General features: G+C 57.5%; 12 protein-coding genes. 5 read left to right on the top strand and 7 right to left on the bottom strand.

Annotation, left to right across the window (positions count from 1 at the left end; translation table 11 throughout):
- Genes nirB through ACR0NN_RS03525 form a run of 3 tightly spaced genes read left to right on the top strand, consistent with a single transcriptional unit; the run spans position 1 to position 5,425 of the window.
- Positions 1-2,436 (top strand): nitrite reductase large subunit NirB, encoded by a 2,436-nt coding sequence (gene nirB, locus ACR0NN_RS03535; protein WP_480683897.1) that lies wholly within the window; start codon positions 1-3, stop codon positions 2,434-2,436.
- A complete protein-coding gene (gene nirD / locus ACR0NN_RS03530; RefSeq protein ID WP_170719734.1) occupies positions 2,433-2,765 on the top strand; it encodes a nitrite reductase small subunit NirD in 333 nt (110 codons plus the stop codon). The genes nirB and nirD overlap by 4 nt, the downstream gene beginning before the upstream one ends.
- A complete protein-coding gene (locus tag ACR0NN_RS03525) occupies positions 2,765-5,425 on the top strand; it encodes a nitrate reductase (protein ID WP_170719732.1) in 2,661 nt (886 codons plus the stop codon). The genes nirD and ACR0NN_RS03525 overlap by 1 nt, the downstream gene beginning before the upstream one ends.
- Positions 5,426-5,491: 66 nt before the next feature.
- Here ACR0NN_RS03525 and ACR0NN_RS03520 read toward each other — a convergent pair whose 3' ends face one another.
- The 7 genes from ACR0NN_RS03520 to ACR0NN_RS03490 all read right to left on the bottom strand — a co-directional run bounded on the left by ACR0NN_RS03520 (position 5,492) and on the right by ACR0NN_RS03490 (position 12,052).
- Positions 5,492-5,845 carry an Arm DNA-binding domain-containing protein gene (locus ACR0NN_RS03520; RefSeq protein ID WP_170719730.1) on the bottom strand — a complete coding sequence of 118 codons (354 nt, stop codon included), beginning with the start codon at positions 5,843-5,845 and terminating at the stop codon, positions 5,492-5,494.
- Positions 5,846-6,027: 182 nt separating this feature from the next.
- Positions 6,028-7,023, bottom strand: a complete 996-nt coding sequence (locus tag ACR0NN_RS03515) for an ABC transporter ATP-binding protein (RefSeq protein ID WP_170719728.1) — start codon at positions 7,021-7,023, stop codon at positions 6,028-6,030.
- Positions 7,020-8,054 (bottom strand): Gfo/Idh/MocA family protein, encoded by a 1,035-nt coding sequence (locus ACR0NN_RS03510; RefSeq protein ID WP_170719725.1) that lies wholly within the window; start codon positions 8,052-8,054, stop codon positions 7,020-7,022. Before ACR0NN_RS03510 ends, ACR0NN_RS03515 begins: the two co-directional genes overlap by 4 nt.
- The gene (locus ACR0NN_RS03505; protein WP_170719722.1) at positions 8,051-8,890 is read right to left on the bottom strand and encodes a carbohydrate ABC transporter permease; all 840 of its coding nucleotides are present in this window, start codon (positions 8,888-8,890) and stop codon (positions 8,051-8,053) included. The genes ACR0NN_RS03510 and ACR0NN_RS03505 overlap by 4 nt, the downstream gene beginning before the upstream one ends.
- Before the next feature lie 10 nt (positions 8,891-8,900).
- Positions 8,901-9,815 carry a carbohydrate ABC transporter permease gene (locus ACR0NN_RS03500; RefSeq protein WP_170393443.1) on the bottom strand — a complete coding sequence of 305 codons (915 nt, stop codon included), beginning with the start codon at positions 9,813-9,815 and terminating at the stop codon, positions 8,901-8,903.
- Between the two features lie 69 nt (positions 9,816-9,884).
- The gene (locus ACR0NN_RS03495; protein ID WP_170719720.1) at positions 9,885-11,135 is read right to left on the bottom strand and encodes an ABC transporter substrate-binding protein; all 1,251 of its coding nucleotides are present in this window, start codon (positions 11,133-11,135) and stop codon (positions 9,885-9,887) included.
- The gene (locus ACR0NN_RS03490; protein WP_170719717.1) at positions 11,132-12,052 is read right to left on the bottom strand and encodes an N-acetylmuramic acid 6-phosphate etherase; all 921 of its coding nucleotides are present in this window, start codon (positions 12,050-12,052) and stop codon (positions 11,132-11,134) included. The genes ACR0NN_RS03495 and ACR0NN_RS03490 overlap by 4 nt, the downstream gene beginning before the upstream one ends.
- A 160-nt stretch (positions 12,053-12,212) precedes the next feature.
- On the opposite strand from ACR0NN_RS03490, the gene ACR0NN_RS03485 reads away from it, so the two are divergent.
- Positions 12,213-13,100 (top strand): BadF/BadG/BcrA/BcrD ATPase family protein, encoded by an 888-nt coding sequence (locus tag ACR0NN_RS03485; RefSeq protein ID WP_170719714.1) that lies wholly within the window; start codon positions 12,213-12,215, stop codon positions 13,098-13,100.
- Positions 13,087-13,842 (top strand): GntR family transcriptional regulator, encoded by a 756-nt coding sequence (locus tag ACR0NN_RS03480; RefSeq protein WP_170719712.1) that lies wholly within the window; start codon positions 13,087-13,089, stop codon positions 13,840-13,842. The genes ACR0NN_RS03485 and ACR0NN_RS03480 overlap by 14 nt, the downstream gene beginning before the upstream one ends.
- Positions 13,843-13,847: the final 5 nt, after the last annotated feature.

The following is a 13,847-nucleotide window of genomic DNA, read 5'->3' as shown; positions in this document are numbered from 1 at the left end:
ATGAAGCAAAGACTTGTTGTCATAGGCGCAGGTATGGCCTCAGGCCGGGTGTTGGAACACCTGACCGAAGCCGCGCCGGATGCGTTCGACATCACCCTGTTCAACGCCGAGCCGCGCGGGAACTACAACCGCATCATGCTCAGCCCAGTTTTGTCGGGTGAGAAGACCTATGAAGAGATCGTCACCCATGATGACACCTGGTATGCCGAGCGGGGCGTGGCCTGTCGCTTTGGCGAAAAGGTGGAAAAGATCGACCGCGAGATGAAGGTGGTTGAGGGCGCGAACGGGCATGTTCCTTACGACAAGCTGATTGTTGCGACCGGGTCAAATCCGTTCATCATCCCTCTGCCCGGTCATGATCTGGACGGTGTGATCGCTTATCGCGATCTGGAAGACACCCAGCGGATGATGGGCATGGTCCCCGCCAACAAAGTCGTCGTAATTGGCGGCGGATTACTCGGGCTGGAGGCCGCAGCGGGCATGGCCGCGCATGGGGTCGACGTGACTGTGGTGCACATCATGGGTCACCTGATGGAGCGTCAGCTGGACGAAGCCGCAGGTTATTTGCTGAAGAAGTCGCTGGAAGACAAAGGTATCAAGATTTGCTTGCAGGCGAACTCCAAGGAAATCCTTGGGAAAGACGGCAAGGTCCGCGCGCTGCTGCTGGATGACGGGACCGAACTGCCCTGTGATCTGCTCGTTATGGCCGTCGGTATCCGCCCCAATACGGCACTGGCGCAAGAGGCTGATCTGGCCACCGGGCGCGGTATCCATGTGGATGATCAAATGCTGACCTCGGATCCGGATGTCTACGCCGTGGGCGAATGCGTCGAACATGATGGAGAGGTCTTTGGTCTTGTCGCACCGCTCTATGATCAGGCGAAAGTGGCCGCGCAGGCAATATTGGGCGAAGAGGCTGCCTTTGTTCAGAAAACCCTCTCGACCAAGTTGAAAGTCACCGGCTGCGATCTGTTCAGCGCAGGCGACTTTGCCGACGGGTCGGGGCGCGAGGATATCGTGTTCCGTGACCCCTCGCACGGCGTCTACAAGCGCCTCGTTATCGAAGAGGATCGGCTGGTTGGTGCTGTCATGTATGGCGACACCGCCGATGGCAGCTGGTTCTTCGGATTGATTAAGGACGGCACCAGCATTGAGGAGATGCGCGAGACGCTGATCTTTGGCCCGGCCTATCAGGGGGGCGATACCGCGGACCCTCTCTCAGCCGTTGCAGCATTGCCGCCTGAGGCGGAGATTTGCGGCTGCAACGGCGTATGCAAAGGCGCGATTGTCGAGGCGATCAATGCGGGGGACAACGATCTGGGCGCGGTGCGGGCAAGTACCAAGGCCAGCGCGTCCTGCGGGACCTGTTCGGGTCTGGTCGAACAGGTGTTGCAGGTCACTCTGGGTGACGAATTCCAGATGCCAGCGGCGCAACCAATCTGCGGCTGCACCGACCTGACGCACGAGGATGTGCGCCGACTGATCAAGGGCCAAGAACTAAAAAGCCAGGCCGCTGTCTGGCAAGAGCTAGGCTGGACAACGCCAAATGGCTGCCATGTCTGTCGCCCGGCAATCAACTATTACCTGCTGGCGGATTGGCCGCTGGAATACCAGGATGACCCGCAAAGCCGCTTTGTGAATGAACGCAAACACGCCAATATCCAAAAAGACGGCACGTTCAGCGTCGTGCCGCGCATGTGGGGTGGGATCACTACGCCGGAAGAACTGCGTGCCATCGCCAATGCGGCCGACAAATACGACGTGCCAACTGTCAAAGTAACCGGTGGTCAGCGCATTGATCTGTTGGGCGTGAAGGGTGAGGATCTGCCTGCGATCTGGTCTGATCTGAACAAGGTGGGTCTGGTCTCAGGCCATGCCTATTCTAAAGGCTTGCGTACAGTCAAAACCTGTGTCGGAACTGATCATTGTCGGTTTGGTACCCAGGATAGCACTGGCTTGGGTATCAAGCTTGAGAAAACCCTTTGGGGGTCGTGGACGCCGCATAAATTGAAGCTGGCCGTATCCGGTTGCCCCCGCAATTGTGCCGAGGCGACCTGCAAGGACATTGGCGTCGTTTGCGTGGACTCGGGGTACCAGATCAGCATTGGCGGCGCTGCCGGTATGGATGTGAAAGAAACCGAATTGCTTTGTCAGGTTCCCACCGAAGACGAAGCGATCGAAGTCGTTGTGGCCGTCACGCAGGCCTATCGCGAAGGTGGCAAGTATCTGGATCGTTTGTATAAATGGCTGGGCAAGGTGGGCATGGGCTGGGTCAAGGCGCAGGTCGTGGACGACCTTGAAAATCGCGCGGCCCTTGTCGCCCGGTTCGAGCTGTCGCAAAGCATCTACCGCAAAGATCCGTGGGCCGAACACGTCAAAGAAAAAGCGCAAACTTACGCGCCGATTGCAGATTTCACATTGGAGGCCGCGGAATGAGCTGGATCGACATCGGACATATCGACGAGGTTCCCTTGCGCGGGGCGCGTTTGGTGAAAACCCATATCGGATGCATCGCCGTCTTCCGCACTGCCGAGGCAGAGGTCTATGCCGCGACCAACAGCTGTCCGCACAAGGGTGGTCCCCTGTCCGAGGGGATCGTCCACGGCCAGTCGGTGACATGCCCGCTGCACAACTGGGTTTTTGACTTGAACACTGGCGAGGCACAGGGTGCCGACGATGGTCACATCACCACCTATCCGGTGCGACTTGAAGACGGCCGTATTCTGCTGGACGACAGCGCGGTTTCCCGGCGGAGCGCTGCCTGATGGACGGAAGCGGTCTGCCCGAGGTTCGCTCGACCTGCGCCTATTGCGGGGTCGGATGCGGTGTTCTATTGCGGCCCGATGGGGTCGGCGGTTTGACCGTTCGCGGCGATCCGGATCATCCGGCGAACCATGGTCGTTTGTGCTCGAAAGGGCTGGCTTTGGGCGAAACAGTTGGGCTGGAACACCGGTTGCTGGCTCCTCGCGCCTTTGGCCAAGACACCAACTGGGACAACGCGCTGCAACTGGTCGCAGATCGTTTTTCTGAAGCAATTCAGAACCATGGGCCGGACAGCGTGGCGTTTTACGTCTCGGGGCAGTTGCTGACCGAAGACTATTATGTCGCCAACAAGCTGATGAAGGGGTTCATGGGGTCGGCCAATATCGACACCAATTCTCGATTGTGCATGGCGTCTACAGTGGCTGGACACAAACGCGCCTTCGGCACAGATACCGTGCCCGGAACTTATGAGGATCTGGACGAAGCTGATTTGGTTGTTCTGGTTGGTTCAAACCTCGCCTGGTGCCATCCGGTTCTTTATCAGCGTGTTATAGCCGCGCGTCAGGCGCGCGGTACGAAGATTGTGGTTATTGACCCACGTCGAACGGCGAGCTGTGATCAGGCGGACCTGCATCTGGCATTGCGACCCGGCAGCGACGTGGCGCTGTTCAATCGCCTACTGAGCAGAATTTACCAAACTGGGCATGTAGCTGCGGATTTTCTGGATCGAAGTCACGGGTTCACAGAGGCCCTCGAACTCGCACAGCTTGATGATCCGGATGAGACCGGGCTCAGCCCTGACGACCTTGAGGCGTTTTGCGATCTGTGGATCGGCACCGAGCGCGTTGTTACGATCTTCAGCCAGGGTGTAAACCAATCCTCCAGCGGAACAGACAAGGTCAACGCGATCCTGAACTGCCATCTGGCAACGGGTCGGATTGGCCGCGCGGGGATGGGCCCGTTCTCGGTCACCGGTCAGCCAAACGCTATGGGCGGTCGAGAGGTCGGCGGATTGGCCAATATGCTCGCGTGTCATCTGGATATCGATAACGCGGCCCACAGAGCAGCCGTCCGAGACTTCTGGAAAGCGCCGAAACTGCCGGAAAAGCAGGGGCTTAAGGCGGTCGATCTGTTTCGCGCGGTCGAAGGCGGCCAGATTAAGGCACTTTGGATCATCCACACCAATCCGGCAGCCACCATGCCAGAGGCAGATCGGGTGCAGACGGCGATCAAAAACTGTCCATTTACAGTCGTCAGCGACCTGACCGCCAAGACAGATACGGCGCGGTACGCAGACTTGTTGCTGCCTGCGGCTGGGTGGGGTGAAAAAGACGGTACAGTGACCAATTCTGATCGCACGATCAGCAGACAGCGCGCCGTTCTGCCACCTCCGGGGCAAGCACGCGCCGATTGGGATATTTTGGCCGAAGTGGGCCGCCGCATGGGGTGGAAAGAGGCTTTCAGCTACGAGGCGCCCGCGCAGATTTTTCGAGAATATGCGAACATGACTTCGCTTGCCGTGACGTTTGGCAAAGACTTGGACATCGCGGAGTTGTCGGACATTGATGACGCAGGTTACGAAGCGCTAAACCCGACACGATGGCCAACGACATCCTGCAAATCGAATGGCCGGTTTTTTGGCGACGGGCAGTTCTTTCATTCCGACGGTAAAGCGCGTTTTATCCCCGTTGCGCATCGTCCGCCTCAGGCCGCGACATCTGAACAATACCCATTTCTTTTGAACACAGGGCGAAACCGGGATCAGTGGCACACTATGACCCGATCTGGTCTGTCACCGCGTCTTTCGGCCCACTTGGCCGAACCATTTGTCGAGGTTAACCCCCAAGACGTCAGTCAATTGAGCCTCGGCACCGCCGATCTGGTAGAAATGTGCAGCCCGGTTGGAAGCGGCATCTTTCGACTTCGCAGCACCGACACAGTCGCGCCGGGTCAAGTGTTTGCGCCGATTCACTGGACAGGTGAAACCGCTCCGTCAGCCCGTGTGGATGCGCTTGTTCCAAGTGTAACTGACCCGATTTCAGGACAACCGGAAAGCAAGTCAACGGCTGTCTCCCTGCGACGTCTGAACGCCGCCTGGTATGGATTTGCCGTTTCAGCGGCCGCGGCCGAACCCGATGCCGAGTATTGGGCAGCTGCCAAAACGACGAACGGGTACAGGATGGAGTTGGCAGGGAAAAAGCCCGTCGAAAACTGGGAAAAAACCGCGCGTGCTTGGTTTGGGTTACCCGACGCAGTGGCCACTTCAGTAGAAGACACCAAACGCGGCTCTTTCAGAATTGCTTTGTCAAACGGCCAAAACATCTTGGCGGCGCTTTTCGTCTCTCGTCAACCGATCACACTGATGCGGGATTATTTGGCAACTTTGCCTCAGGGCGCGCTCCAGCATGTCTTGTCCGGACGGTCATCAGCTATATCAGAAGACTGTGGACCAATTGTCTGTTCGTGTTTCGAGGTCGGACTAAAAACAATCATCGGCGCTATTGCCCAAAAGCGTTTGATTACTGTGGACGATATCGGAGACGTCCTTCAGGCTGGAACGAACTGCGGTTCATGTCGGCCAGAGTTGGCAGACCTAATCAATGAACATTCAAAACCGAACTGCACTAGACTAAAGAATTGCCTGCAAGAACAATTGCGATAAGCTCAGGGATTTCGAACAGGAGTTCGGCCAGCTTTGGTAGGTTGTCAACGTGAACGCGTGTTCCATTTACACCAAAATCGCCGCGACATAGAGACATTGAACGCGCGAGCGCAAAGCTGGGTCGAGGAATTCCCGGTGATGGGGGCGTTCCCGGCGTATCCGTTCTCGTTCTTTGATCGGGTCTTTTCCTTGACGGGCTACGGCCCGCCATTTCTCGGCCCCTACGCGGGCTTCTTTCAGGGAGACGGCAGATAGGGTGCCCAAGCCCATCTCTCTACGACGCCCGTGCACGTGAACCCCAAGAAACCACTTTCCGCCATCTCCATCTTTTTCGTGCAGCCACAGGCCTCCGCCATCCGAGTATTTGCCGGGTTGCGCATTCTTTACCAGCAATGATGATAGCTTGTTGAGTGCTGGCATTGGTCCACCTATTACTTTGAGACACAGTGAACCACTCTGACGCGGATGGAAGCCATATTTTTATGTTTTGCAGTGCTTTAGCTGCATTGTTGAGACAACCCGAAACGGTCAGAAATGTGCGTGTTCAAGTATTCAATGCATCTCGGCCGCACCAACATCCTGAAAATCGAAGCAGGTCATCATCAGTTTAAACGCGTGCCTTGTTCGTCGAAGCGGTAAGTGCGGTCTTGGGTATAGCCGAACCGGATGGGCTGGCCTGCGTTGACCTGATGTTGGCCGAATAGGCGCGCGGTGATTTGGTGCTCTTGCATCATGGCGATCACGTTGGTGTCTCCGCCCAGATGTTCGACATGAGTCACGTTCGCGGTCAGGGGGCCTTCGTCGGTCAGATACAGATCTTCGGGGCGTATACCCAGCGTGGTGTCCGCGCTGTCACCGATCACGCTGGCTGGGAAAAAATTCATCGAGGGCGCACCGAGGAAACCTGCGACGAACTGGTTGGCGGGATTGTTGTACAGCTCCATGGGGCTACCAACTTGTTCGACGCGACCATCGCGCAGGACAACGATCTTGTCGGCGAGCGTCATCGCTTCGGTCTGGTCATGGGTGACGTAAATCATCGATGCGTCGAGCTGCTGGTGCAGGTTCGCGATTTCCAGTCGCGTGTTCATGCGCAGGGCGGCGTCGAGGTTGGACAAGGGTTCGTCGAACAGGAACAGTTTGGGCTCCCGCACGATGGCGCGACCGATGGCGACGCGCTGACGTTGACCACCGGACAGCTCGGACGGGTAGCGGTCAATATACGGCTCAAGGTTCAGCATCTTGCTAGCCTTGGCAACGCGTTCCTCGATTACTTGTTTGCTTTGACCTTCCTGTTTCAGCGCCAGCGACATGTTTTTGCGTACATTCAGGTGGGGGTAGAGTGCATAACTCTGAAACACCATCGCAATGCCGCGTTTGGAGGGCGGGGTGAGGTTCATTAATTTTCCCCCAATGCGCACTTCGCCTGAAGTGACATCTTCGAGCCCTGCGATCACACGCAATAGGGTGGATTTGCCACATCCCGAGGGGCCGACAAAGACGACGAACTCACCATCTTCCACCTCGATGTTGACATCCTTGAGGACTTCGACAGAGCCGAAGGACTTGTTCACGTTCGTAAGCGTCAGGGCGGTCATTTGGAGGCCTCTTTCAGCGAAATAGGTTGGCCGGTGCGGATGCTTTTATCGGCAGCCAGACAAATGGCCAGCGATTGCACGGCGTCGTTCATGTGGCGGGTCAGGTCGATATCCTTGGCGATGGCGCGCAACATATAGGCTTGTTCAGCATCGCAGAGCTCCTGGTGGCCAGGTTCATCGGGCATGTCGATTGTCTGATCGCCTTCAGGGCGGTGTACCAGAAGGCCGCCGACCTTGGTGTGGCCCTCGATATCGGCTGACGCACCCTTGTTACCGTCGGTGATCGAGACCGAGCCGTTGGGCGAGACGATGTCTTTTACGAAAAACGCAGTCTCGGACATCATCGGGCCCCAGCCAGCCTCGTACCAGCCAACCGAGCCGTCCTCGAAGACCACCTGAAACTGGCCGTAATTATACATGTCTTCGTCGATTTCATCGCTTAGGCGCAGGCCCATGCCGTGGACTCGCACGGGGTCGGAGTCGGTGATCTGGCACATCACGTCGACATAATGCACACCGCAATCGACGATCGGGGAAGTAGTCTGCATCAGGGCCTTGTGCGTCTCCCACTCGGCACCTGAGGACTGTTGGTTCAGGTTCAGGCGGAAGACATAGGGCCCGCCCAGATCGCGCGCCTCGGAGATCAGGCGCATCCAAGAGGGGTGGTGGCGCAGGATATAGCCGATCACCAGCTTGCGGTTGGTCTCGACGGCTTTGGCAACGACACGCTTGGCGTCGGCCACCGTGGTCGCCAGCGGTTTTTCCACAAACACATGCGCGCCAGCCTCCATCGCGGCGCAGGCGAAATCGGCGTGGCTGTCGGAATATGTGGCGACGACGACCAGATCGGGGGTGGTTTCAGTCAGCGCGGTGTGAAAATCCGAATAGGCCGGGTAGCCCGCCAGATCGGGATGGTCCACGCGGCCCGACCGGTTCACCAGCCCCACGATCTGCGCGTCTGGGTGATGGTGGTGGGCCAGCGCGTGGCTCAGACCCATATTGCCAAGGCCGGCGATCAGAACTTTGGTCATTTGACAGCTCCTGAAGTGATGCCGCGGATCAATTGGCGCGAGAAGATGACGTAGAGCACCAGTACCGGCAGGATCGCCATGGAAAGCGCCGACAAAACCGCGTTCCAGTCGGTGACGAACTGGCCGATGAAGACTTGGCTGCCCAGTGTCAGTGTTTTGGTTTCCTCAGCCGGGGCGAGGATTAGTGGGAACCAGAGATCGTTCCAGATCGGGATCATGTTGAACACGGCAACGGTGGCCATGGCAGGGCGGACGAGAGGCAGGGCTAGTCGGAAGAAGATGGTGTATTCCGACAACCCGTCAACGCGGCCCGCGTTCTTCAGGTCGTCTGAGACCTGTCGCATGAATTCAGAAAGGATGAACACGGCTAGCGGCAAGCCCTGTGCCGTGTAGACAAGGATCAGGGCCCAAAGCGTGTTCACCAACCCGGTTGCCACCATCATCTCAAGTATCGCCACGGTGCCGATACGGATCGGGATCATAATCCCAAGCGCCAGATAGAGGCCCATCAGGGTGTTGCCCTTGAACTTGTACTCGCTCAGCGCAAAAGCAGCCATTGCGCCGAACAACAGGACAAACGCCAGCGACACCACTGTCACGATCAACGAGTTCTGGAAATAAAGGAAGAAATCCCCTTGTTTCATCACCGTCTGGTAACCGATCAGCGAGAAACTTTCGGCATCGGGTAGGGCGAGTGGCTCGCGGAAAATCGAGCGTCGGGTTTTGAAGCTGTTGATGATGATCACGAAGACCGGGAACAGGGCAATCAACGTGTAGAGGATCAACGCCCCATGCATGGCGGCCGTGTTCAGCGGGTTATGGCGAGCTTTGTTCATCCGGCGATCCTCACAGCTGATACCGGCGCATCCGGGTCTGGATGCCGAAGAGGTAGATACAGACACCTACAAGGATGATCGCGAACATGGCGCCAGCGATGGCGGAGCCCATGTGCGGGTCGCCCAGTTGCAGCTGGAAGCCAAAGAATGTGCGGTACATGAAGGTGCCCAGGATATCGGTCGAGAAATCCGGCCCCGCCAGTGCGCCTTGCGAGACGTAAATCAGGTCGAAGGCGTTGAAATTTCCAACAAATGTTAGGATTGAGATGATACCGATTGAAGGAATGATCAACGGTAGTTTGATCTTCCAGAAGGCTGAGGCCCCGGTGATGCCGTCAATTTCTCCGGCCTCGAGAATTTCTTCGGGGATCGAAAGCAGAGCGGCATAGATCAGCATCATTGGGATGCCGACGAACTGCCAGACCGAGACAAGTGCCAGTGTCGTCAGCGCGTATTCTTCCTTGCCCAGCCATGGTGCAAACAGAGACTTAAGACCAATCGCGTCCAACATCGAGGGCGCGATGCCCCAGAGCGGTGATAGGATCAGCTTCCACGCGAAACCGACGATTACAAAGCTCAGAATGGTCGGAATGAAAATCGCGGACCGGTAGAGCGCCGCAAACCGCAGCCGGGGATGCGAAAGTAGTGCGGCCAGAGCGATGCCAATCGGGTTCTGCACCAGCATGTGGATCAAGAAAAACCAGAAGTTGTTGCCCAAAGCGTTCCAGAACTGCTCGGACCATATCGGATCGAAGAACAGGGTGCGGAAATTCTGCAGGCCCACGTAGATACGTGTCTGATCGACCTCGGAAAACAGTGCGAGGCGCAGTGTGTTGAACAAGGGGAAGATCATCACCGCCGTGTAGACCAGTACCGCAGGGGCGAGGAAAACGGCAATGTGCCAGCGTATGCGGCGGGTCTGCATGGGAATCTCCGGGGGTATTAGTGCCCGGACGCGACGCGGCGGTCGCGTCCGGTGTGAGCGGGCTAGGTGTTACTGATGCGGTGCGTACCAGCTGGCCAGACCGTCCTGTAGCTGCTGGCCCAGAGCTTCGGGGGTCTCAGCGCCTTTGATGGCAGCAACGGATGCGCCCCAGGTCTCGTTTTCCAAGTTCGGCGTGCCGCGCGACAGGATTTGGTAGGTCGAGCGGATTGTGCTTTCGCACTCATCCCGCCAACCGACGATTTCCTTGGCCAGTGGGTCTTCCAGCTCGACCGGAGTGCTGGACAGCGGGAAAAAGCCGGGTAGGGCGTTACCGAAGATGCTGGCGAATTCCGGGCTTGCGACCCAAGCCAGGAAGGTGCGCGCAGCTTCTTGGTTTTCGCTCGCCGCGTTCATTCCGATGCCGATATCGGTGTGGTCCGAAATATAGCAGGTGTCGCCTGCGTTCTGGACCGGCGGCTTGAAAGCGCCCATCTCAAAATCGGCCTGTGTGTTAAAGCCCGAGATTTCCCAGCTACCGGCAGGATAGACCGCTGCACGACCCAGCGTGAACAGGTTCTGGCTGTCGGGATAGGTTTGCGCTTCATACCCGTCGCCCAGATAATCCGCCCATTTGGCCAGCGTCGCATAAGGGGCAACCCACTGTGGATCGGTCAGCTTCTGCTCACCTTTGATCAGCGCCTGACGGCCTTCTTCACCTTTCCAGTAGTTCGGGCCGATATTGTTATAGCCCATTGTGGCGGCTTCCCACTGATCGTTGGTGCCCATCGCCATCGGGATATAAGCGCCGTCTTCCTTGATCTTGTCGAGGGCGGCAAAGAACTCGGCTTCGGTGGTGGGAACGTCGATGCCCAACTCGTTGAACGCATCCTTGTTGTAGATGAAGCCGTGGATCACAGATGCCATCGGAACGCAGAAGCTGGCCGATCCATCATCGGTTTGCCACGCGGATTTCGCCACGTCCGAGAAATTGCCCATGGCCTCCAGATCGGACAGATCGGTCAGATGACCGCCTTCATACAGCGCCAGTGAGGCGTCAAACGGGCGGCAGGTGATCAGATCGCCCGCCGATCCGGCTTCGAGCTTCGAATTCAGAACGGCGTTATATTCCGCTGGCGCCGAAGGTGAAAACACTACCTTGATGCCCGGATGCTCGGCCTCAAACGCGGGAATGATCTTGTCCTGCCAAAGAGTCAGGTCGTCGTTGCGCCAGCTTTCGATCGTCAGCGTGGCGTCTTGCGCGTAGGCACTTGTGACCAGCGCCGTGCTCATCAAAGCAAGGCTTAGAACTTTGCGTTTCATTTTGTATCTCCCAGGTTGATAGTTTCTTTGTTATTAAGCTTCTCCAGCGCAGGGCGGAGGTGATCGTTGGTCTCGCGCAGCGCAATTTGCGCTTGGTCCAGAGACTGCGCCCCGGCGGCCAAAAGAGCGGCGCACTTGAGGTCCCCGTTTGCCGAGATCAATGCCGATGCTGCCTGCTCGGCATCAACGCCGGTCAGTTGGCAAACAATCCCATTGGCCCGGGCGCGCAGCTTGTCGTTGTCGGCGCGCAGGTTGATCATCATTCCGTCTTGGATATGGCCCAAATCCATGGCCATAAGTGTCGACAGCATGTTCAGAGCAATTTTCTGAGCCGTTCCGGCACCCATTCGGGTTGAGCCCGATATCAGTTCCGGCGGTGTGGGCAAAAGGATCGGGTGATCGGACAGTCTTAGCAACTCGGAATCGCGATTGTTCGCAATGCCGATGATTGCAGCTCCATGCTCGCGCGCGGAGCGAGCTGCAGCGACCGTATAAGGGGTCGTTCCGCTGGCTGAAACAGCGATCAGGGTATCGGCGGTTGTCATGTCGGCCAACTCGTCGGCAAGGCCGTGTGTAGCGTCTTCGGTATCACCTGGCATTTCAGTGCCGGTCGGCAAACCGCCTGCCATATGAATGCGAATCTGATCTGAGGGGATCGAAAATGTCCCGCCCAATTCGAGCGCATCCGAAGCTGCCATCAAGCCGGATGAACCTGCCGCAACATAGCGAAGCGTGCCGCCAGAGCGGATGGTTTGCGCCATCGCCTTCGCGCCAGCGCATATCGCAGTCAGGGCGGTGAGGGGGGCAGTTGCGGCTTCGGATTGGGAGCTTGCCAGCAGCTCGGCAACTTCGGCCAGCGGTCGGGTATCAAGCCCGATCGCCTTTTGATGCAGTTGTTCCGTTACTGGCGTGGCCACGTGATTCTCCCCCCGAGATTTCGAATATCATACCTTTTAGATACCATTAGTCTACCATTTTATTTTTGTGTCGATATGTATCAGTATTTTATCGCTATGCGTGCAGTTTGGTCGTTATTGGGTCTTCAAAATTGGAAATAGGTATTATAAAGGTATCTACATGAGTCGCCTTGCTGATACCATTGTGCTGGCCGCTGATGGCGGCGGCACGCGCTGCCGTATCGCTGTTTCCGATGGCTTCCGCGTTCAGCAGGTTGAGGTCGGGGCGGCGAATGTGTCGACCGATTTCGACGCTGCCTGCGCTGAATTGAAGCAAGGGATCTCCGTTTTGGCGGAGCGTATCGGATTGGAGGCAAGCCAACTGACCGGTACACCCGCCTATCTCGGGCTTGCAGGTGTCACTGGTAAAGCTTTGGCGGTGCGGTTGGCAGCAGAGCTGCCGTTTGATTGTGCGCGCATCGAAGATGACCGCCCCTCGGCATTGCGCGGTGCGCTTGGGCCTAAAGATGGGTTTGTTGCCCATTGTGGCACCGGCTCTTTTCTGGCGGCCCAGAAGAGGGATCAAAGTTTGTTTGCCGGGGGTTGGGGGCCGGTGCTTGGTGATCAGGCCTCGGCACAATGGGTTGGACGGCGCGCGTTGGCTTGCACGCTCGACTGTGTCGATGGCCTTCGATCCATGTCTGAAATGACGAATGTGTTGTTGTCACGTTTTGATGGTGCGGCGGGCATTGTGCAAGTGGCATCCGGGATGTCGCCTACCGAGTTTGGTGCGCTGGCACCCTTAGTGACTCAACACGCTGCGCAAGGGGATGCAGTTGCGGTCTCGATCTTGGAATCCGGCGCGCAGTATCTGGTGGATCAGATGGAGGCAATGGGATGGATGCCCGGCCTCCCGGTTTGCCTGACCGGAGGCATTGGTCCGCATTATGCGACTTATCTACCAGAGTTCATGCAGCAAGACCTGACTAAACCGCTGGGGGATCCGTTGACCGGAGCAATTGCGCTGGCTCACGCGTTTCAGGAGGATATCGAACATGAGCGTTGCTGACTTCCTGAAACCTGAGGGGTGGTTGGGACAAACTGCCGGTCCGCGCTATGTGCAACTGCGCCAAAGGTTGGAGCAGGGGATTGAAGAAGGCATTCTGGCCCCGAACAGCTCGCTCCCACCGGAACGCGAGATCGCTGAACTGACAGATTTGTCACGCGTCACTGTCCGCAAGGCCATTCAGGAACTGGTGCGCAAGGGGGCGATCGAACAGCGACAGGGGTCGGGCTCATTCGTGCGGCAGCCTGTTGCGCGGGTTGAGCAATCGCTTTCGCATCTCACCTCGTTTACCGAGGATATGGAGCGTCGTGGGTACGAAACAACTTCAACCTGGTTGGAACGGGGGATATTCCTGCCATCGCCGGATGAGATGTTGGCGCTTGGCCTGTCAGCCAATGACCAAGTTGCGCGTATCCACCGATTGCGCGCTGCCGGAGGGCGGCCCATGGCCCTGGAGCGCGCAGCATTGCCGTTGGATATTTTGCCAAATCCTACAGAAGTCACCGGGTCTTTGTATGCGGTCCTCGAACAATCGGGAAACCGTCCGGTCCGCGCGATTCAGAAGATCTCGGCGATCAATCTCGAAGCGACTGAGGCCGGTTTGCTGAACGTGGCCGAAGGGACGGCAGGGCTGAGTATCCAGCGGACATCATATCTTGAAAGCGGGCGTGTTGCTGAACTGACCCGATCCATTTACCTCGGCGATGCCTACGACTTTGTGGCAGAGCTGCGGCTGTCAACCTGAAAGGT

Source organism: Ruegeria sp. BA2, from assembly GCF_056539605.1.
This window is presented reverse-complemented; position numbering and strand designations above follow the sequence as displayed.

Coding starts and splice junctions, on each gene's coding strand:
- nirB (WP_480683897.1), top strand. CDS start 1: ATGAAGCAAAGACTTGTTGTCATAGGCGCAGGTATGGCCTCAGGCCGG.
- nirD (WP_170719734.1), top strand. CDS start 2,433: ATGAGCTGGATCGACATCGGACATATCGACGAGGTTCCCTTGCGCGGG.
- ACR0NN_RS03525 (WP_170719732.1), top strand. CDS start 2,765: ATGGACGGAAGCGGTCTGCCCGAGGTTCGCTCGACCTGCGCCTATTGC.
- ACR0NN_RS03520 (WP_170719730.1), bottom strand. CDS start 5,845: ATGCCAGCACTCAACAAGCTATCATCATTGCTGGTAAAGAATGCGCAA.
- ACR0NN_RS03515 (WP_170719728.1), bottom strand. CDS start 7,023: ATGACCGCCCTGACGCTTACGAACGTGAACAAGTCCTTCGGCTCTGTC.
- ACR0NN_RS03510 (WP_170719725.1), bottom strand. CDS start 8,054: ATGACCAAAGTTCTGATCGCCGGCCTTGGCAATATGGGTCTGAGCCAC.
- ACR0NN_RS03505 (WP_170719722.1), bottom strand. CDS start 8,890: ATGAACAAAGCTCGCCATAACCCGCTGAACACGGCCGCCATGCATGGG.
- ACR0NN_RS03500 (WP_170393443.1), bottom strand. CDS start 9,815: ATGCAGACCCGCCGCATACGCTGGCACATTGCCGTTTTCCTCGCCCCT.
- ACR0NN_RS03495 (WP_170719720.1), bottom strand. CDS start 11,135: ATGAAACGCAAAGTTCTAAGCCTTGCTTTGATGAGCACGGCGCTGGTC.
- ACR0NN_RS03485 (WP_170719714.1), top strand. CDS start 12,213: ATGAGTCGCCTTGCTGATACCATTGTGCTGGCCGCTGATGGCGGCGGC.
- ACR0NN_RS03480 (WP_170719712.1), top strand. CDS start 13,087: ATGAGCGTTGCTGACTTCCTGAAACCTGAGGGGTGGTTGGGACAAACT.